Here is a 19,845-nt window from a genome sequence, read left to right on the forward strand (position 1 = left end):
TCATATGAATGAATAAAAAAAATTAGAGGTGGTCAAATGAAAGCAATTGTATACACAAAGTACGGTTCCCCCGAAGTGCTTCAACTGAATGAGGTAGAAAAACCTGTTCCTAAAGAAAAAGAAATACTGGTTAAAGTAAAAGCAACAACTGTAACAGTGGCAGATATTCGTGCTCGGAGTCTTGCAGTTCCTTTCCCTGTTTGGCTGCCTGCCCGAATTGCGTTGGGCTTTAGAAAACCAAAAAAAGATATATTGGGGATGGAGTTAGCTGGAGTAGTAGAATCAGTAGGAAAAGATGTCAAGCGATTTAAGGAAGGTGACCAAATTTTTGCAGCTTCCCTACTCGGTTTTGGGGCATATGCCGAGTATAAGTGCCTGCCTGAAGACGGACCAGTATCTATTAAACCCAGCAATTTATCTTTTGGGGAAGCTGCAGCTATTCCAATAGGTGCGCGTACAGCCTTATTCCATCTTAAAAAAGCTAATATTCAGAGTGGTCAAAAGGTTCTAGTCTATGGCGCTTCGGGAAGTGTAGGGAGCTATGCCGTACAAATTGCCAAGTATCTTGGAGCGATAGTAACAGGAGTATGCAGTACCGCGAATGTAGAATTGGTAAAATCTCTAGGAGCCGATAAGGTAATTGATTACACGTCCGAAGATTTTTCTAGTAAAGGTGAAACTTATGATGTTATCTTCGAAGCAGTAGGCAAGAGTTCGTTTACAGCTTGTATGAAATCACTAAAGCAGGAAGGAACCTATATAAATGTCCCTGTACCGTTACCTGGTGTTAGAATGCTATGGACTAAATTGACAAGCAGCAGGAAATTAATTTTGGGTCAAAACTCACCTGAAAATTCCGAAGCCCTATATTTCCTCAAAGAACTTGTTGAGGCAGGGGAGTTAAAAGTGGCCATTGACAGAACCTATGATTTAGAAGAGATAGTGGAGGCACATAGATATGTCGAGAAAGGACACAAGAAGGGTAATGTCGTCATAAATGTTGAACATACCAACCAATCCTAATAAAAGAACGCCAACTAGGTGAATAACATTGTGAGTTTAGTAGTTTGTGAAGCAATGTACTTAAAGTAATGGGTGTTCCAGCTGAACATGATAATTAGATGATGTTTTTCACAAGAAAACGGACACGACTGTGGAAGAGTGGATTTCTATGATTAGGTTAAAAAGCCATGTTGGGCACCCTTTTATCATCAAAAAGCTGTGGATTCTGATCATCACTGCATTTATCTCACCCTTGTAACCCTTATCCGGCTCTATCCGGTATCTTAGGAACAAGCTATAAAACGCATACCAAACTGCGTAAATTCATTCAAGGAGCTGAATTATGAAAACGAATGTCTACGATGAAGATCAAGCCCCCGAGGTACCTCCGCAAAATGAGATAGGGAAACCAAAGCATCATAAAACAAAAGCGCAGACTAAAGCAGCTTCTTCTATGCGGATCATTGCCACACTGCTCGTGCTGAGTGCCGTTCCGATCGCCGCAGGGGCCTTCCGTATAACCGAGCTTGTGGGCGGTGCGGAAATCACTCCAGCTAACGCCCGGTTCTTTGCTTCACCAGTGCCAGTGGTGTTGCATATTCTAAGTTCCAGCGTTTATGCCATCCTGGGTGCGTTCCAGTTCGCAACAGGTTTCCGGCAGCGCAAGCCCGGCTGGCATCGTGCGGCTGGAAGGCTCCTGATACCATGCGGACTGCTGGTTGGGCTTTCAGCGCTGTGGATGACTCTGTTCTATCCCCAACCAGATGGCACCGGTGAACTGCTTTATGTATTCCGGCTCCTGTTTGGGTTTGCGATGATTGTGTCCATCCTCCTCGGCTTAGCTACGATCCTGCGAGGGGACGTGACCCGGCACCGCGCATGGATGATTAGAGGATATGCGATCGGGCTTGGTGCTAGCACCCAAGTTCTTACCCAATTGGCCGGGGAATTGATCATTGGACCACCGAGTGAGCTCAGTGGTGCGTTATTAATGGGAGCTGGCTGGGTGATCAACCTCACCGTGGCCGAATGGGCTATCCGCAAGCGACCATAATGATGTATCCATTACAAGTGCTTTTTATAGACTAGAGCAGTATCATTTAAGAGCAGTTTTACTATTGGTCTAATTACAACATGATTCAGTCGAACAACAAGGATTTAACAGACTTTTATATTGATTACGAAGGCTTAATAGATATACTTATGAAATTTCATATGATGTGACTAATTTCATTCTTAGTTCCCAAGCTTATACCCCATTCTTTCAGTTGCGATAAAAATAACGATTTTGAAAAATAGGAAAAAACACAACCTGATGTTCCTTTCCATGAAAATGAAGGGAGTGCCGGTTGTGTTAAATATGATATTAGAAGATCCACTCTTTGCAATTAAGTTAAATAATGATGATCCTGTTTAAACCAAAGTGCTTATGGATAGGAAAAAGCTGAGCAGATTCTCACTTAGCTTATTAAACGTAATAATGGCCCTGAAGTATGTTGATTCCTCTCGATCACAAAAGGCAAAGTATTCTTAATAAGCTATTAAGTAAAGACTACTTCAACATCAACTAGAATTTCTATTAATAAATTCTCCTTTATATACCTTTTTGATAGGAGGTTGTTTTACACCATTAATCTTATTAACTATGTGATTCACTAAGTCATTAGACATATCCGGAATATGGTTACTGATAGTGGAAATTTGTGGATTAGTAACTAGTGATATGGGATGATTATCAAAACCAACTATTGAGCAATGTTGAGGTATTTGAATGTTATTACTAACAGCTGATCTTATTAATCCTGCAGCAACGAAGTCACTTCCAGCGATAATACCTTCTATCTTTAAGTTATCTTTAAAAAGACTATTACCTAACATGATTCCATCTTCTATACTTGATATTTCATTAAAAAGTAAGCTTTTGTTGTGCTTTAATCCCTTTTTCGCGTGAGCTAAAATAAATCCCTTCAATCTTGCTTTTTGTAAAGGGGAGGATATATTGTCTGAACAGAAACCTAATTTTGTAATTCCTTTACTTATGAGATGTGATGTTGCTTTCATTGTTACCTCTTCTTCATTTAAACAAAAAACGTCAAAATAGTCCCCACGATAATCTTCATTACAAGCAACGATTATCTTATTTCTTGTATTTTCAGCAATTTCTTCCTCTGATAATGTAGAGGAAGTCAGGATAAGAGCATCGTATTCATATTCACGAAGTTGAGTGTATACCTCTCTCTCTATTTCTTTGTTTAAAAAAGTTTGATGTACGACGGTTTTATATCCACTTTTATAACAATCCGCAGATATGTATTTAACCAATTGACTAAAATAAGGATGATTCAGGTCAGGGATAAGAATAGCTATACACTTAGATTTCTTTTGCCGGAATTGTTTAGCGAGAGAATTTGGAACATAATTATACTCTTGCATAACTTTTATTACTTTGCTTTTTGTTTCAGTCGATACATAAGGATGATTTGAAATCACCCGTGAAACTGTTGATTTTGAAACGCCACTTAGTCGAGCAATATCATATATTGTTACCATTATTCCACCTCTAAAAAAATATTGACATGGGACCAATCCCAACAATTATATTATAACAAAGTAAATTAATGGGGTGGTTACAGTGAATTATAGGATTAATAAATCTTTTTCAACTTATCATAAGGTAAACTATCTAATCTTTTTTGATTTTGATGAAACTTATTTTCCTCATGATTGTACAGATGAATTGTTGAATAAATTATATGAATTGGAAGAGTACCTTAATAATCTAGCTCATAAACGATCTGTAAAAATCGGTTGGGTAACTGGTAGCGACATAAATCAAATTGTTCATAAAATGGAGAGGGCAAATATTTCTTATAGTCCGCATTTTATAGCAAGTAACTTAGGCACGGAAGTATATAATGTAAGAGAAAATGGAGAATTACTAATTAATAAAGTATGGGAAAAGAGATTAAAGAAAGCTAATTTCTCAAACGACAAGGTAAATGAACTTATTAGTGAATTGTTCAATGTATATAAAATAAAACTTGTAGAGCAAACTCAGTTTGGACAAAAACGTTATAAGTTTAACTACTACTATTTTGAAAAGTCCAAGACGCAAAGCCAATACGATTTAAAGATAATCAGCCATTTAGCTAAAATAAATGGTATTGGAATAAATATAAACCGATGCAATCCAAAAGCAGGAGACCCTGAAGATGCATTTGATGTTGATTTTATTCCTCTCAATACAGGAAAAAAAGAAATAGTAAAGTTTATGATTAAATACTATCAAGTTCCTTTTGCTAACACAATTGCTTTTGGCGATAGTGGTAATGATGTAGAGATGCTAAAAACAGTGAAACATGGTTATTTATTAGGGAATGCTACCGAAGAAGCCAAAGGATTATATGATAAAGTAACAATGTATCATTATTCTAGCGGGATACTAGAAGTTCTTAAAAAACTTTTCTAAAGCTTAGTTTGGATAAAACGATGAGTATTTAGCAAACCTCAGCTGAAATCGGACAGGAAATTTTATGGAGTGGTAGGAGTATTACCATTTGCAATGGAAAGTAAAGATGAACAAACAAAAACTTCCAATTTAGTTATCCTGTCTATTATAGTTTATTCTCATTAATTTTTTGAATAAAAGTAGATAGAACCTTGTTTGTTGCTAGATCCCTACGTCTAACAAGATGAGTTTCCATATAACGGTATTCTTCTGACAAATGGATTGAATTATATTCTTGTGTGTCGGATAATACGGAAACCGGGAGAACCGCTGACGCCAACTCAGACTTCACACAATTCAACAGGGTGTCTAAGGTAGTAACTTCAATAAAGTTAGCAGGTTCTTCCCCTTTACTGTCTAACCAATCAACTAACACCTTTCTAAACGGGCATCCCTCTGGAAATACAGCCCATGTCTTGGGGATTTTTTCAGATTTTACGCCTCTTTTGGTAATTAGACTAACAATGTCTTGAATAGTATATTCAACTTCGATTAAATTAGATTTTGTTTGACCAGTTACAAATGCAGCATCAAGCTTGTATTTCTGGACCATCTCTAATAATTTTGTGATGTTCCTGTTATTAACGACAGTGATACATTAGGATGCTGCTTTTGGAATTCAGAAAGTATATTCATAAATTTATTAGAGGCAAGTGTCTCAACAACACCTATAGATAAGGTACCTCCAAAGTTATTTGTTTCCCGAACGACATTGATTGCTTCTTCCGCCCGCTTACTTATCGAAGCTGCATGATCATAAAAAACCATACCTCTTTCAGTTAAGCTAACTCCTTTTGGGTGTCTATTAAATAAAACAACCCCTAGTTCTGCTTCCAGTTTTTTTATTCGATTGGTGACATTCGATTGCACATAGCCTAGCTTGTCTGCTCCCTTGGAAAAGTTACCCTCATCAGCTACAGTGAGAAAAACTTTCAAATCAGTTAACTCCATAATCTTCTCCTTATCATTTTTATTGATGGGTGTATCATTTTTAATCATTTTACTAAATACCTAATCAGATGTAAACTTTTTACTGCAAGGGAATAAAAAAACAGGAGTGAATAATTATGTCTAAATATCCTCATTTATTTTCCAATTTTAAGATTGGGTCTTTGGAGTTATCAAACAGATCGGCAGTATCTCCAATGACTAGAACTAGCGCTCAGCATAACGGATTAGCTAATGAAAGAATGGCCAGATATTATTCCCGTTTTGCAAGAGGTGGATTTTCTCTAATCATAACAGAAGGGACTTATCCAGATTTGACACATGGGCAAGCGTATAAGAATCAGCCTGGAATAGCTACGGATGAACAAGCTGCTGCTTGGAAACGTGTGGTAGATGCTGTTCACAAAGAAGGTGGGAAAATATTATTACAGCTTCAACATGCTGGAGCACTTGTTCAATACAATCACTATACAGACTATTCCATAGCCCCATCTGCTGTAAAGCCAAAAGGAGAAAAACTTAAAGACCATGGGGGCAGTGGCGAATATCCACTGCCGAAAGAAATAAATGAAAAAGAAATAGAAACAGTTATTGAGAGTTTTGCTAATGCTGCATTAAGAGCTAAAAATGTCGGATTTGATGGTATTGAAGTGCATGGAGCCAATGGATATTTATTAGATCAATTCCATACGGACTATACCAACCTTCGTGAAGACGAGTTTGGTGGAACGCCAGAAAATCGTGTCCGGCTTAGTGTTTTAGTGTTAAAAGCTATTCGAAATAAGGTAGGCAACAATTTTGTTGTCGGTATCCGTGTCTCTCAAGGAAAAGTTAATGACTTTCACCATAAATGGAAAGGTGGAGCCGAAGAAGCGAAAGTCATTTTTGAAAACCTAGCTTCAGCTAATCCAGATTATATACACACAACAGAATATCGAGCGAATAAACCAGCGTTTGGAGGAGACCAAAATCATACCCTAGCATATCTTGCAAAAAGTTATGGGAATCTTCCAGTAATAGCTAATGGGCAGTTAGGCAACCCTGAAATAGCTGAACAAATGATCTGTAAAGGAGAGACTGACTTGGTTGCAATAGGGACTAGTGCTCTTGCCAATCATGACTGGCCAAACAAAGTATCAAAAGGCCAACCATTAAATAAGTTCGATCATCGTGTGTTTGATCCAATTGCTGTAATAAGGGATGAAGAGAATTATTAGAAGTTATTAAATGGCACAATCATAAAGTTATTCCCGTTAGTTAGCCGTAATCCTTGAGATAAAGCGATTAGGGCTATTTTTTTTTACTACTTAACAGGAGTAAATATTTCATTACTCTATACAATCAACAATATGACTTCAGACTTGAGGAGAATCACACCTGGAATCTATCCATATTGATGGTCTTCAACAATGTCTTCATTTCAAGTGATGGTAAGTTGAATTAATAGTTACAGAATTGTACGGTCTAATCGAGCATCTAACAGCATTTAAGAAAAACGAATCAATCTGCATATAACAGGTCAGATTGTTGAATGGTTAGTAATTTCTATCTTATTTATTGGATATATATGTTAAAATATGAATTAGATTGTAAAAATATATAATTAAACTGAAGAGTTGAAGGTGAAGTTGGAAGATGAATGGAATAAGGAGGGGGAGGATATGTATCGAAAGATATCGGTATTATTGCTATTTTTATTATTATGTTTAGCAGCTTGCAGCTTAAGGGACTCCAAAACATTTACTTTTTCTGAAGTGTCAGAAAATTGGGCAGCGAATTTAGAAGTTACTCAAACTAATGATAATTATGAAACTCAGAATTTTGTACTTGAGTATAAGGGCGTGATGTGAACTCTGTTGGAGAGATTACTTATAGTGTCGATAGTATTGGAAGCTTTGGCGAAAGTGGTGCCACATTAAATGATAATGGTGTTCTCAAAGAAAGTAATGAATCGAATCCAAAGAATGCAAAAGTTACTAAAAATACGGAAGTTGTAGTAACAGTAAATTGGAATGAAAATTGCGAGACATTTAAACTGGATATGGATATGCTAGTAGAGATTGAACAGGTTATGTAGGATATCTATCTATTTTCGCTCCATAATATTGAACTAACGGGTGGCTTTATCTGAACAAGAAAAGCGAATAATCGTCCAAAAACTCGGTATCAGCAATGTGCGGCGTCCTGCAAATTGCCTGGAGCTAGATTTATATAATAGTGAAATTATTGGTCACAGTGCAAGATCTCAAAAAAAGTGATGCCTTGGTTCAACGTGCCTTTGCATCTGGTCCTTACAGTCTCATCTTATATTGTTTAACATCGATAGCGGCAGTGAGTTTAAAAACCAATCGATTGAACAGGCATTAGAAACGTTGGTATTGAACGAAAAAGGAACACCGTACGACAATGCCATTGCAGAAGCTACATTTAAAAAGTCGTTCGATTTAGTGGTAACACACAAAGTGAGGAGCATTAGCTCCCCACCTAAAATCGACTTATTCTGCTAACAGCTTAGTTTCTAAGTCATCTAGCATAATATTTGCTGCTAATACACCCCCTGCAGTATTCCAAATTGTATCACTAACCTCAAACACATTACCTTTCTTTACGGCTTCTAAGTTTTTCCAAAGGGGATCATTAATCCATTCGTTTTCCACTTGTTGACCTTCACCTTTTTCATTTTCATAAGTAAAGTAAAAAATAACATCTCCGTCCATTTCATTTATTCTCTCTTTAGTAACTCCTTTAGCAGCAAAATCATCAACATTCTGTGCATCAGGTCTTGCAAGCCCGATTTCCTGTAGGATTACCCCTGAGAAAGAATCTTTGTGGTAAATTCGGACATCATCTGGCATGAAACGAACCATAGATATTTCTGTGTTAATTTTATCTCCTAAATTTTCCGTTAAATTTGTTATACGTTTATTATATTCGTCTAGAACTTTCTGCCCTTTTTTTTCTTTACCTACTGCTTTAGCAATTAGTTCAAAGTTTACTTTCCAGTCACCACGCAGAGTTTCTTCGAAAACAGTTGGAGCAATATCACTTAACGCTTGATAATATTCTTCTTGTCTCATTTTATTACCTAGTATTAAATCAGGTTGCAATGCAGCAATTGCTTCAAGATTTATGTCACTTTCTAGACCAACAACCTGTACATCTTCCATTTGTTCAGAAATATGTTCATACCACGGATCACCAGTCCAAGATTGAACTGCACCTACAGGTGTTATACCTAAGGATAATAATGCTTCTGTACCGTGGTTTGTTAAAACAACAATTTTGTCAGGTGTTCCCTTGATTGTTGTACTTCCCATTGAATGCTCTATAGTATAGCTATCAGTAGTATTTTCTTTTACAGTGGCCTGATCATCTGTAGTTCCACATGCGCCAAGTGCTAGAATAACAGCTAATAAAAACATATTAAATATTGACTTTTTTACCATGAAGTAGTTCCCCCTTATGTATGATTGAGAATTGTTATCACGAACAACGATAATGATAATCGTTATCGATTAATGTGTCAATCATTTTTTGAATATTATATTAATGTAATTGAAAATGATTCTCGCACTTATTGACAATGATTCTCAATTATCATAGACTAATAATAGTTTAGTTAATTGAGAGATATGAAAAAAGTACTACTAGAAAGGTTACCTACCATGATAAAAAGTAATATAGGTAAGTTAATAGGATTGATAGTTGGCTTTTTGATTCTTTGCCTGTTAATTTGGGCTAGTGTCGTATTAGGGCTAACCAAAGTTACTACACAAATGGTCATTGATTCTTTTAATCAATTTGATGGATCGAATGAACATATTATTATTCATGATACAAGAATCCCGCGTGCTTTGATAGCTGCAGCGGTAGGAGCTAGTTTGGCAATCGCAGGAACCATTATGCAAGGGTTAACTAATAATCCACTGGCTTCACCAAGTTTGTTTGGGATTAATGCAGGTGCTAGTTTTTTTGTTGTTTTGGGCATAAGTTTCTTTGGTGTTACCTCACTATATAGTTTCACTTGGCTTGCTTTTCTAGGTGCTTTCGCTTCTTCCATCATTGTATATATACTAGGTTCGATGGGGCGAGAAGGTTTAACGCCAATAAAAATAACGCTATCCGGTGCTGCAATGGCTGCCCTTTTTTCATCTTTAACACAAGGAATGCTAACATTAAATGAGCGAGCATTAGATCAGGTGTTATTCTGGTTAGCCGGGTCAGTTCAAGGAAGAAGCATGGATATATTAATTGCTGTTCTACCTTATATTCTAATTGGATGGTTATCTGCTTTAATTATAGGTAAGCAAATGAATGTGTTAACAATGGGGGAAGATGTGGCCAAAGGACTTGGACAAAAAACAATAGTAGTCAAATTATTGGGAGCTATCATTGTTGTATTTCTAGCTGGTAGCTCAGTAGCGGTTGCTGGTCCAATAGGTTTCATTGGGATTGTAATACCCCATATCTCAAGGTGGATAGTTGGCAAAGATTATCGCTGGGTTATTCCTTACAGTGGTTTACTAGGAGCAACTCTTTTATTAATGGCAGATATCGGAGCTAGGTATTTAATCATGCCGGCCGAAGTCCCTGTTGGTGTGATGACAGCATTCATAGGTGTACCCTTCTTTATTTATATAGCAAGGAGGGGAATAAACGAATGAATAAAAATATTCCTATTCGTATCGGAAAGATCTCATTTTTAATAAATAAAAAATCTTTTTTTACTTTAATAACATTAACTTTACTAATTCTTTTATTTATCATCCTAAGTTTGGGTATAGGACAAATGAGGATTTCTCCTATAAATGTTATAAAGGCTATTTTTAGAGCAAGTACTGATATGGAGAACCTTGTCGTTATGTCTTTCCGTATGCCACGTATTCTATTAGCTGTTCTAGCTGGAGCAGGTTTAGCCATGTCAGGTGCTATTTTACAAGGAATTATTCGTAACCCTTTAGCTTCACCGGATATTACTGGTATCACTGGGGGAGCAGCATTTACAACCGTAGCCTTTCTAACTATTTTCAGTGACAGAAGTAATATGTTAACTATTAGTATTCAGTGGTTACCATTAGCCTCTTTTGTCGGTGCAGTTGTAATTGTATTTCTGGTATATATACTGGCTTGGAGAGATGGTGGAATTGCTCCTATAAGATTAGTGTTGATAGGTGTTGGTATTTCTGCAGCTGTTCAGGCATTTACCACAATGATGATGTTATTAGGTCCGATATATACAGCATCAAGAGCAAATATATGGATAACAGGCAGTGTAAACGGAACAAATTGGAATGAAATCATAACAATAGCCCCATGGATAATACTTATTACTGTTATTTTATTTGTTTACTCAAGAAGATTAAATATCCAAGAGTTAGGAGAAGAATTAGCTACTAATGCAGGAGGACTTGTACAAAAAGATCGGTTCATTTTGTTGCTATTGAGTGCAGCACTTGCAGGTGGTGCTGTTGCTTTCGCAGGTGGCATTGGTTTTGTAGGTTTAATGGCACCGCACATTGCTAGGAGACTTGTAGGTTCATTATTTGGTGCGCTCCTGCCAGTATCTGCATTAATTGGTGGGATAATTGTTTTAATTGCTGATATAATTGCCCGAACTGCATTTGCTCCATTAGAAGTGCCAGCAGGTGTATTTACTTCTGCGATAGGTGCACCTTACTTTATCTTTCTTTTATTTAGAAATAGGAATAAGTAGTAGGAGTTTGTTAGTTATCTAGAAAGGGGAATTAGGATGGAAGCAATATCTGCAGAATCTTTAACTTTAGGCTATGGAGAAGATGAAATTATTAAAGAACTAGATTTAACAATTCCAAAAGGGAAAATAACTGTTTTTATAGGAAGTAATGGCTGTGGGAAATCTACTTTACTTCGTTCTTTAGCACGCTTAATGAAACCAAAAAATGGATCGATCATACTTGATGGTAATGATATTGCAAACACCCCAACTAAAAAAATTGCCAGAAACTTAGCCATTCTACCACAATCTCCAGTTTCACCTGAAGGGCTTACTGTACTTCAATTGGTTAAACAAGGGAGATATCCTTATCAATCTTGGTTGCAACAATGGTCTGAAAAAGACGAAGAGGCTGTTACATATGCATTAAGGGTTACAGGAATGGATGAATTCTCTGATCGAAAAGTTGATTCCTTATCTGGTGGTCAAAGGCAACGGGCATGGATTGCTATGACCCTTGCCCAAGACACAAATATCATTTTACTTGATGAACCAACTACTTATTTAGATATGACTCATCAAATAGATATTTTGGATTTGTTATATGATTTAAACCAAACAGAACAGAGAACAATTGTCATGGTTCTTCATGATTTAAACTTGGCTTGTAGATATGCTGATCATATAGTAGCTATTAATAATAAAAAAATTTATAAACAAGGGGATCCGGATTCTATTATAACACCAGACTTAATACATTCTGTATTTGGACTACAGTGCCAAGTAACATGTGATCCGATTTGCGGGTCCCCTTTATGTATACCTTTTAGTAAAGGTCGTCACTTAAATGATGTTAAGCAACAAAGCCTTACAGAACTTACAAACAAACTTTAGGATGGTTGATCACCACCATTAAGAGGGAATTTTACATTTTATACTTTCTTGGGGTGAAATATTTATTAAGCGCTTTTTAGAATTATGCATTCATATACGAGGATTGTTTATAATAAACATTATAGATTGCCCACATTTGATGTACTAGCACAATCCATGTGATCATTAAACTAATTGTAATGGAAAGAAATCTTCAGATAACCTATATATAGGCGGAGTTAAAAATTTGGAGAGGAGATGGTCCATTGGGGAAATTGATAAATATTCGAGAAAATAAACTTTACATTGAGGAACTTGGTAAAGGGAATGGAGAGACACTGTTATACTTGCACGGAGGACCTGGAGCAAGTTGTATAGATTTTTGTTATTATCAAGCAAAGGTCTAATCTCGAAAACTTAGAGTCATTGCCATTGACCAACGCGGAGTGCTTCGTTCAGATGCAATAGATAAAAATAAGGATGTTGGTTTAAAAGATATTATTGCGGACTGCGAAGCGATAAGAATAGAACTAGGTATACAAGAATGGGTGGTTTTAGGTCATTCATTTGGAGGGTATTTAGCAATGAAGTACGCATACGAATATCCCAACTTCGTAAAAAAAGTAATTTATGAAGCTCCTTCATTTGATTTAGGATTATCAGCTAAATCTTTAATTAAGAATGCTATTAGTCTATTGGAAAAAGAAAGCAAGATGAATTATCTAACGGAGTACACCAGATACATGGATGGTTCATCTTCTTCAAAAGAAATATGGAAAGCATTAGGTAATATTTACAAAGAACTTTCAGGAGAAAAAAAGGATAAATTATATTTAAAATCACTGGAACCTTGCGAATTAAATCACATTAGCAAGTTCAGACGTAATGGCTAATTAGAAAGTTAGTAGGTTTCCAGCTTCAATTACTGAGGGCTTTAACTGACCAGAATATCAAATAAAAATCTTAAGGAATTCGATGTGATTGAGAAAAACTGAATTTTATGAGCAGTTGTAGGCAAACTCTTTTCATCAAAAAAGATTCAAAAGAGCTTTTCTCTATGTCTATACCCACTATTTCAAAAAGTACAGCGGGTTAGGATATAGGAATTAATACTAAAGAATAAAAGCAAATTAATATTTATTTTGTTTTTATGGTTTTTCGATAACCTCTTCGTGGTAAATAAATAATAATTGGGCATAAATGGAATTGGGGAGGGACTTAAAATATTACAGATAGTAATTGTAGTTATAGTGACCGTGGCCGGAATTTGGGGATTGGTAGCTAGAGGGAAATGGCTAGAAGACCAATCTAAGAAAGATAAGAAGAAGTGATTATTATCATCTACTATTAATTTGAGAACAGAGGAAATAACAAATTTGAGTTTGACAACGTTCTAACCAAATTTCAGAACGAACAATAAAATAAACTTCTCCCTTTATCCCCCTTACCTAAAATTATCGCAGAACTAAAACAGCTTTGCTTACAGTTTATAGGCTTAAGTGTTTGAGAATAAATCCTTCTATTTTTTTATCTGCATCCTTAGAATTCATGGCATCTGATAACAATAAATAATTCCCCAATAAATTAGCTTTCTGTTGGATTCATTATTCTCATTGCAATGTCATTTCTGTTATACATCCAACCCATTTCCATACAATTAAACTTGGTTATTCGTATGGGTTTTCATTCCAATTTTTAGCCGGATATAATGAAGCTGGAGTACATTTCGTTATTCTCAATATACTGTCTGGCGGAATTGTAAACATAAGCACGGAATTTATACTGAATTTCATCATTTTCTATTTCGCTTTGTATTTTCTATATAAAAAAAGAAATTATGAAGAAATGTTGAAGTAGCCGAAGAAAGAACAATGGGGAAATCTCTTGTTCTTTCTTTTTTTATAGAATCAATTCATTTTTTCTATATGTAAAATTAGACCGATTAAGAATACATATTTACAGGATTTTTAGTACAAACTACTTCCAAATAAAAAAATTCTATATAAATGTATGCGCTTGTATATACAATGATTTATTAAAGGAGGTGTACAAATAATGACACAAAAACCGGTGCACTATGATGGAAGTGGACAAGTAGCAGAAAACGTGGAACCAGCTGTTGGAGAACCATTCGTAGTCACGGATGAAATGAGAGAAAATATTAGCGGTAACCCTTATGAAATAAAATAAACGGAGAAAATAAAAAGGATTTGTATTTTTATGACAAATTCTTTTTGAGTTTTTGATTTGATATTAATTATCTGATTTTTTAACCTATCTCATGTTGAAATTTACAGAAGATATATTTCAAGTATTTTTTTAGTTTTAATTGTAAAACTATACTATTAAATATATATTGAAAGGTGATTAATGATGGCACAAGTATTGTATATAACAGCACACCCGAATGATGACAAGCTTTCGTACAGCATGGCTGCAGCTAAAGCTTTCATCGATACGTATAAAGAAGTAAATCCGAATGATGAAATAGTTCATATCGATCTTTACAAGGAGAACATCCCATACATCGATGCAGATGTTTTTCAAGGGTGGGGGAAACTCCAATCAGGTAAAGGTTTTGAAGAACTAAGTCAAGCTGAACAAGAAAAAGTAGGGCGCTTAAATGAGCTAAGTGATCAATTCATCGAGGCTGACAAATATGTATTTGTAACACCTTTGTGGAACTTCTCATTTCCTCCATTAATGAAGGCATATATAGACTCTGTTGCTGTAGCAGGCAAAGCATTCAAATATACAAAGGAAGGTCCTGTTGGTCTTCTAACTGACAAGAAAGCATTGCATATTCAAGCACGAGGAGGTGTCTACTCCGAAGGCCCAGCTGCTGCAATGGAAATGGGTCATCGATACTTAAATACAGTAATGAGCTTCTTCGGTGTTCCTGCTTTTGACGGATTGTTTATTGAAGGACACGCAGCAATGCCTGATAAAGCAGAAGAAATTAAAGAAAATGGAATCGCACGAGCGAAAGATCTGGCACATACATTCTAAGGATTAAAAGGGGAGTCAACATCCGTTGACTCTTTTTTATTCTTTGATTATCCACTAACCGGTGATTACGAAAGTCGTCATAACAAAAATACACTACTACCCAATACATTTGTAGCGTTTGACGGATTTTAATATAGGCAAAGGTAATAGTAAGACTGGGAAATAGGGATATAGCGTTCTGACAAAGTTAGCTTAAGGTGGTAGGACTTAATAAACGGAATTCCGAAACCCAATAGAAATAAGGAAGTAAGGGAAGAGACACCGAGGCACAAAAAAGATAAAAACTTCGAAGATATAAATAGTCAAAGTCCTGATAGAAAACTAATAATAGAGAAATTGAAATTAGGAGAGTGTATGATGAAGGCAAATTTTGATTTAAGTGGAAAGGTTGCAATAGTTACAGGAGCAGGAAGAGGAATAGGTCGAGCACTTGCGGAAGGATTGGCACATGCCGGGTCAGATGTAGTCCTAATTGCTAGAACGGAAGAACAAGTTAAAAATACTGCAAATGAAATATCCGAGAACACGGGTAGCAAAACGTTAGCATTAGTTTGTGATGTGACTGATGCCGAATCAGTAAGTAAATCCGTAAAGCAAGCGTATGACTACTTTGGACACCTTGATATTTTAGTTAATAATGCCGGAACGAGCGTACGAGAAACAACTTTTGAACTCTCAGAGGAGAATTGGGATAAAGTGATGGATGTGAATTTCAAATCGGTCTTTTTGATGTCAAAAGCTGTTGGAAAACATATGGTAGAACAGAAAGCAGGGAGAATCATAAACGTGGCTTCCGTTGCTTCTTCTTTGTCATTGTCATCAGGAACTCCATATGGTCCTAGTAAAGCAGGGGTTGTTCAATTGACTCGTCAAATGGCAAATGAGTGGGCAACTGAAGGAGTTACGGTCAATGCGATTAGTCCTTGGTTCTTTAAAACGTCATTAAACGCTGCAGCGTTAGAAAACGAAGAATTTCGCACGTTGCTAGAGAATAGAACACCTATGAAACGACTAGGACAATTAGAAGAGTTAATAGCCCCTGTCATTATGTTTAGTTCAGAAAGTGCAAGTTATATAACAGGTCAGAATTTATTTATTGATGGAGGAGTTACCAATTATGCTTTTTAGGAAATTTTGTCCTGAATGAAGCAGGAATTCTTCCCCTTATTTAACTTACAGATTATTCTCATGATTATGCCATTATCCTTGCCATGTATAGGGTAATGGCATGTTTTCATTTGTTTTTGATCTTCTAGAAGGTATTAGTTGTTAAAATAGGATTCCATATAAAAATACAAATCGTAACAATTACTATTTACAAATCGTAATCATTACGATATAATCGTTTTGTATAAAAGGAGGAGAGAAAATGTATAAAAAAGTATTACGAGTTCTATTTTTATTGACATTAATCCTTGTAGTTGCTGCGTGTGATGCGGAAGGAGGGATGAAAAGCGGAGAAGCCAGTGACAATTCTCAGGGATCAACTGAAGATTTAACATTATATACGACAGTATATCCACTTAAGTATTTTGCTGAACAAATTGCTGGGGAGGCAGCTACCGTTGAGTCAGTCTTACCACCCGGTACAGATGCTCATAACTTTGAACCAACATCAAAAGAAATAGTAAGAATTGCTGAAGCAGATGCTTTTATCTATAACGGAGCAGGTTTAGAACCTTACGCAAAACAAATCTCAGATGCTATCCAAACTGAGGATGTAAAAATAGTGGAAGCTTCAGCAGAGATTGATTTTATAGAGCACGTCCACGACCATAGCCATGGAGAAGAGGACAATCACGACCATGAAGAAGGCAGTCATGCCGGACATAATCATGGAGACAAAGATCCGCACGTTTGGTTAGACCCCATTCGCTCGATTCAGCTAGCTGAGAGTATTAAGGATACACTTGTAGAGCTTCAGCCAGATTCAGAAGAGGTATTTAACAAGAACTTTGAAGCGCTTAAAGAAAATCTGGAAGATTTAGATAAAGAGTTTCATGATCAACTTGGGAGTTTACCAGGAAATGAGATTATTGTCTCTCATGCTGCATATGGGTATTGGGAGCAATCCTATGGTATTAAGCAAATCCCTGTTTCAGGTTTAAGTCCAACAAATGAACCCTCACAAAAAGAGTTGCAGAATATCATAGAAATTGCTAAAAACCATGGGTTGAAATATGTTTTGTTTGAACAGAATGTAACACCTAAAGTCGCAGAAGTCGTTAGGAAAGAAATTGATGCAGAAGCATTGCGTATTCACAACTTATCTGTTTTAACCGAAGAAGATATGGAGAACGGTGAGAATTACATAACACTCATGCAATCCAATTTAGATGTATTAACAAAGGCTTTATCTGAATCTCCAGAAGGTTCAGGTGACTCCACAGAGATATCAGAGAGTGAACACGAGCATAATCATCACCATAACCATGCCCATGATGAAGAATCCGAGAAAATTTACCAAGGGTGTTTTGAAGATAGCCAAGTGAAGGATCGCTCACTTTCTGATTGGGAAGGGGACTGGCAATCTGTTTACCCACTGCTTCAAGATGGTACGCTGGATGAGGTTTTTGTTCATAAGGCAGAACATAAAGGAGACAAAACAGCAGAAGAATATAAGAAATATTATGAGAAAGGGTATCAAACAGAGGTGGATCGTATCTTGATCGAAGGGGACACAGTAACATTCTTTAAAAATGGGGAAGAAAATTCCGGGGAATACTCCTATGATGGGTATGAAATTCTTACGTATGACGCGGGGAATAGAGGAGTTAGGTACATTTTCCAGCTGGCAGAAGAAGCAGATGGACTTCCTACGTATATTCAATTTAGTGATCATAGTATCTACCCGACAAAAGCAAGTCATTATCACTTATATTGGGGAGATGATCGGGAGGCTTTACTGGATGAAGTCACTAACTGGCCAACCTACTATCCCGCAGATATGAGTGGGCATGATATAGCTCATGAAATGATGGCGCATTAACAGAAGAAAATGTCAGGATAAAAGTTATAAACTGGTAGTGTTGTTAACGAATAGTTTGTTATATTAAGTGTACAAAGCAGAAGGTCGGTGTGACGATCTTCTGTTTTTATCATTATTTTTGACTAAGCATCTAACTGTTTAGGGGGAATTGCTGAATAACTTATTCCTGTAATGGATATTTATGTTAAAATATAAGTAGTCACTAAACACCAAATTGTTTTAAATGGTGGTCAAGATGCTTGTAGATTCATTTTCACATTGTTCGGAAGTAAGTTTTCCGAAAAAAGGATGTGGATGATCTGTCCAAGCCTCTGGTCCATTTTTTTGAAATGTTATAATTTTTTGTTTCAGTCTCTTTCTATTTCAAAATCTTTTTTACATATAATTAAACTGGTTGGTATAGTAGACATATTGTGGGCTAAAGGTTTGTCATTATAAAAAATTGGTTTTGCACAATTACCTACTAAAAACCATAACCAACCTCTGGGGGGGAAGCTTATCCCATGGCGATATCTTGGAAAGAAGAGCAATGAGCTAACATTTGAGGGACATCCATTTTTCCCCACTTCGATTTTGAATTTATGTGCAAGTCTTCAATACGTCGTAATATTTCCTCAGTAACCGTGGTCTCAAAATTATTATTCATGAGAATGCTCCTTTAGCTTTTGATTTTATCCAACTAAATGTCCTTGATTATTAAATATATAATTCAACGATCAGGTTATTTTATCCTTCTTTAATTAACGATTCGTATAACGAAAGAAGAAGCTTTCGATTTGGCAGTTCCATGCTTATGCATGGAAAGGGAAGTTATTGGAAGAAATGGGGTGGTTTAATGAAAGTAAAAGTGGTTATTATTACTCTTTTTTTTGCGACTATGTTTTTTCTTTTAAAGTTTTATCATGAGAAAATTATTCCCCATACACACTATTTCGAGGTTAGTATTGCTTATTTTACAGTAGTAATTATTGTACTCTTGTTTATTATCACCTTATTCATAAGTAAAGAACATAAGGTTTTATTGAGCATATTTATATCTCTGTTTCTAATTGTACTAATATCTGGAGTGAGCTTTTGGGGAGTCCGTCCTTATAATATTATTTATGAAGAAGTTCCTGAAAGAATTGAATTATTAGAGTCTTATTTAATGAATACTTATCCAGACAGGACATGGGAAATCAAAAGAAGCGAGTCAACTTTCGAAAGTCACTATTTGTTGTTAGTAACATTCGATGATGAACCAGAAACAACATATCGTTACTTAATGAGTGACGATGTAGTAAAAGGAGAAAATGAATTGAAAGATAGTGGTAAAATTCATCCTAACTAATAACATCTAAAAATGTAATCAAAGTTTATTTTTCAAGTAAGGGTCGATTGAATAAGCAGCAGTCACTATTTGGTTGGAAGAGTTGTAGAAGTAGTATGCTAATTTACAGGGGGACATAAATAAAAATTTCGAATTTCTTGGTTTCATGTAGTAAAAAGAGTATATAACTTTAACCGATTTCAGAAGATGAATTAATATAATAAGACCATAATGCGAAAATTGTGGATTGCCTTTGATACCTTAACTGAAACCTATGTTACATTGAATCAAAAAAACAAATTACTTTGTGACAGGAGATAGATGGAGACATTCCCAAAAGTCATAAAGAATATCTACTAGAAAATGGTTGGCATATAAGAACCAAATGTAACACAAGTACCGTGATATTGAATTACTCTCCTGAGCTTAAAAGAACTTTGCAAAGTGGTGGATTAAATTTAGAACGATATAACAAATAGGAAAAGAAATAAAATTAACTACTTATACTTTTAAGG

Annotated in this window: 19 protein-coding genes and 2 pseudogenes; 17 read left to right on the forward strand and 4 right to left on the reverse strand. The window is 35.8% G+C overall.

The window, feature by feature from the left end:
• The first annotated feature begins 36 nt into the window (after nucleotides 1–36).
• Together ACFOY7_RS13440 and ACFOY7_RS13445 are read left to right on the forward strand one after the other, a co-directional pair.
• Nucleotides 37–1,023, forward strand: coding sequence for an NAD(P)-dependent alcohol dehydrogenase (locus tag ACFOY7_RS13440; RefSeq protein ID WP_390252612.1), 987 nt, complete (start codon nucleotides 37–39; stop codon nucleotides 1,021–1,023).
• A gap of 322 nt (nucleotides 1,024–1,345) precedes the next feature.
• Nucleotides 1,346–2,056 carry a DUF2306 domain-containing protein gene (locus ACFOY7_RS13445; RefSeq protein ID WP_390252613.1) on the forward strand — a complete coding sequence of 237 codons (711 nt, stop codon included), beginning with the start codon at nucleotides 1,346–1,348 and terminating at the stop codon, nucleotides 2,054–2,056.
• A 509-nt stretch (nucleotides 2,057–2,565) separates the two neighbouring features.
• Here ACFOY7_RS13445 and ACFOY7_RS13450 read toward each other — a convergent pair.
• On the reverse strand, nucleotides 2,566–3,552 hold the full coding sequence (locus ACFOY7_RS13450; protein ID WP_390252614.1) for a LacI family DNA-binding transcriptional regulator: 987 nt from the start codon (nucleotides 3,550–3,552) through the stop codon (nucleotides 2,566–2,568).
• Nucleotides 3,553–3,634: 82 nt separating this feature from the next.
• Between ACFOY7_RS13450 and ACFOY7_RS13455 the strand changes: the two genes are divergently transcribed.
• Nucleotides 3,635–4,471, forward strand: a complete 837-nt coding sequence (locus tag ACFOY7_RS13455) for an HAD-IIB family hydrolase (RefSeq protein WP_390252615.1) — start codon at nucleotides 3,635–3,637, stop codon at nucleotides 4,469–4,471.
• A 145-nt stretch (nucleotides 4,472–4,616) separates the two neighbouring features.
• Here the strand turns inward: ACFOY7_RS13455 and ACFOY7_RS13460 are convergent.
• Nucleotides 4,617–5,509: pseudogene (locus ACFOY7_RS13460) on the reverse strand (LysR family transcriptional regulator).
• Nucleotides 5,510–5,577: 68 nt separating this feature from the next.
• On the opposite strand from ACFOY7_RS13460, the gene ACFOY7_RS13465 reads away from it, so the two are divergent.
• The 4 genes from ACFOY7_RS13465 to ACFOY7_RS13480 all read left to right on the forward strand — a co-directional run bounded on the left by ACFOY7_RS13465 (nucleotide 5,578) and on the right by ACFOY7_RS13480 (nucleotide 7,965).
• Nucleotides 5,578–6,675, forward strand: coding sequence for an oxidoreductase (locus ACFOY7_RS13465; RefSeq protein ID WP_390252616.1), 1,098 nt, complete (start codon nucleotides 5,578–5,580; stop codon nucleotides 6,673–6,675).
• Between the two features lie 444 nt (nucleotides 6,676–7,119).
• Nucleotides 7,120–7,308, forward strand: coding sequence for a hypothetical protein (locus tag ACFOY7_RS13470; RefSeq protein WP_390252617.1), 189 nt, complete (start codon nucleotides 7,120–7,122; stop codon nucleotides 7,306–7,308).
• Nucleotides 7,305–7,535, forward strand: a complete 231-nt coding sequence (locus ACFOY7_RS13475; RefSeq protein ID WP_390252618.1) for a hypothetical protein — start codon at nucleotides 7,305–7,307, stop codon at nucleotides 7,533–7,535. Before ACFOY7_RS13470 ends, ACFOY7_RS13475 begins: the two co-directional genes overlap by 4 nt.
• A 232-nt stretch (nucleotides 7,536–7,767) precedes the next feature.
• The gene (locus ACFOY7_RS13480) at nucleotides 7,768–7,965 is read left to right on the forward strand and encodes a hypothetical protein (RefSeq protein WP_390252619.1); all 198 of its coding nucleotides are present in this window, start codon (nucleotides 7,768–7,770) and stop codon (nucleotides 7,963–7,965) included.
• Here the strand turns inward: ACFOY7_RS13480 and ACFOY7_RS13485 are convergent.
• Entirely contained in the window at nucleotides 7,954–8,904 is a 951-nt protein-coding gene (locus ACFOY7_RS13485; RefSeq protein WP_390252620.1) for an ABC transporter substrate-binding protein, read from the reverse strand. The two genes, ACFOY7_RS13480 and ACFOY7_RS13485, sit on opposite strands and share 12 nt — an antisense overlap.
• Nucleotides 8,905–9,123: 219 nt before the next feature.
• On the opposite strand from ACFOY7_RS13485, the gene ACFOY7_RS13490 reads away from it, so the two are divergent.
• The 9 genes from ACFOY7_RS13490 to ACFOY7_RS13530 all read left to right on the forward strand — a co-directional run bounded on the left by ACFOY7_RS13490 (nucleotide 9,124) and on the right by ACFOY7_RS13530 (nucleotide 18,021).
• Nucleotides 9,124–10,122 carry a FecCD family ABC transporter permease gene (locus tag ACFOY7_RS13490; RefSeq protein WP_390252621.1) on the forward strand — a complete coding sequence of 333 codons (999 nt, stop codon included), beginning with the start codon at nucleotides 9,124–9,126 and terminating at the stop codon, nucleotides 10,120–10,122.
• Complete coding sequence (locus ACFOY7_RS13495) at nucleotides 10,119–11,171, forward strand: FecCD family ABC transporter permease (protein ID WP_390252622.1); 1,053 nt, start codon at nucleotides 10,119–10,121, stop codon at nucleotides 11,169–11,171. The genes ACFOY7_RS13490 and ACFOY7_RS13495 overlap by 4 nt, the downstream gene beginning before the upstream one ends.
• A gap of 36 nt (nucleotides 11,172–11,207) precedes the next feature.
• The gene (locus tag ACFOY7_RS13500) at nucleotides 11,208–12,044 is read left to right on the forward strand and encodes an ABC transporter ATP-binding protein (RefSeq protein ID WP_390252623.1); all 837 of its coding nucleotides are present in this window, start codon (nucleotides 11,208–11,210) and stop codon (nucleotides 12,042–12,044) included.
• A gap of 245 nt (nucleotides 12,045–12,289) precedes the next feature.
• Entirely contained in the window at nucleotides 12,290–12,430 is a 141-nt protein-coding gene (locus tag ACFOY7_RS13505; protein WP_390252624.1) for a hypothetical protein, read from the forward strand.
• Nucleotides 12,431–12,448: 18 nt separating this feature from the next.
• Nucleotides 12,449–12,916: an alpha/beta fold hydrolase gene (locus ACFOY7_RS13510; RefSeq protein ID WP_390254099.1), complete on the forward strand. Its 468-nt coding sequence runs from the start codon at nucleotides 12,449–12,451 to the stop codon at nucleotides 12,914–12,916.
• A gap of 1,162 nt (nucleotides 12,917–14,078) precedes the next feature.
• Nucleotides 14,079–14,213, forward strand: a complete 135-nt coding sequence (locus tag ACFOY7_RS13515) for a hypothetical protein (protein ID WP_390252625.1) — start codon at nucleotides 14,079–14,081, stop codon at nucleotides 14,211–14,213.
• Between the two features lie 183 nt (nucleotides 14,214–14,396).
• Nucleotides 14,397–15,032, forward strand: a complete 636-nt coding sequence (locus tag ACFOY7_RS13520; RefSeq protein ID WP_390252626.1) for an FMN-dependent NADH-azoreductase — start codon at nucleotides 14,397–14,399, stop codon at nucleotides 15,030–15,032.
• 357 nt (nucleotides 15,033–15,389) lie between these two features.
• Nucleotides 15,390–16,160, forward strand: coding sequence for an SDR family NAD(P)-dependent oxidoreductase (locus ACFOY7_RS13525; protein ID WP_390252627.1), 771 nt, complete (start codon nucleotides 15,390–15,392; stop codon nucleotides 16,158–16,160).
• Between the two features lie 241 nt (nucleotides 16,161–16,401).
• Nucleotides 16,402–18,021 carry a metal ABC transporter solute-binding protein, Zn/Mn family gene (locus ACFOY7_RS13530; protein ID WP_390252628.1) on the forward strand — a complete coding sequence of 540 codons (1,620 nt, stop codon included), beginning with the start codon at nucleotides 16,402–16,404 and terminating at the stop codon, nucleotides 18,019–18,021.
• Between the two features lie 202 nt (nucleotides 18,022–18,223).
• Here ACFOY7_RS13530 and ACFOY7_RS13535 read toward each other — a convergent pair.
• Nucleotides 18,224–18,667, reverse strand: a pseudogene (locus tag ACFOY7_RS13535) (DUF1569 domain-containing protein).
• 189 nt (nucleotides 18,668–18,856) lie between these two features.
• On the opposite strand from ACFOY7_RS13535, the gene ACFOY7_RS13540 reads away from it, so the two are divergent.
• On the forward strand, nucleotides 18,857–19,351 hold the full coding sequence (locus tag ACFOY7_RS13540; RefSeq protein WP_390252629.1) for a hypothetical protein: 495 nt from the start codon (nucleotides 18,857–18,859) through the stop codon (nucleotides 19,349–19,351).
• Nucleotides 19,352–19,845 lie beyond the last annotated feature (494 nt).

The organism is Gracilibacillus xinjiangensis, assembly GCF_042651765.1.
In the GTDB taxonomy this organism is placed as follows: Bacteria; Bacillota; Bacilli; order Bacillales; family Amphibacillaceae; genus Gracilibacillus; species Gracilibacillus xinjiangensis.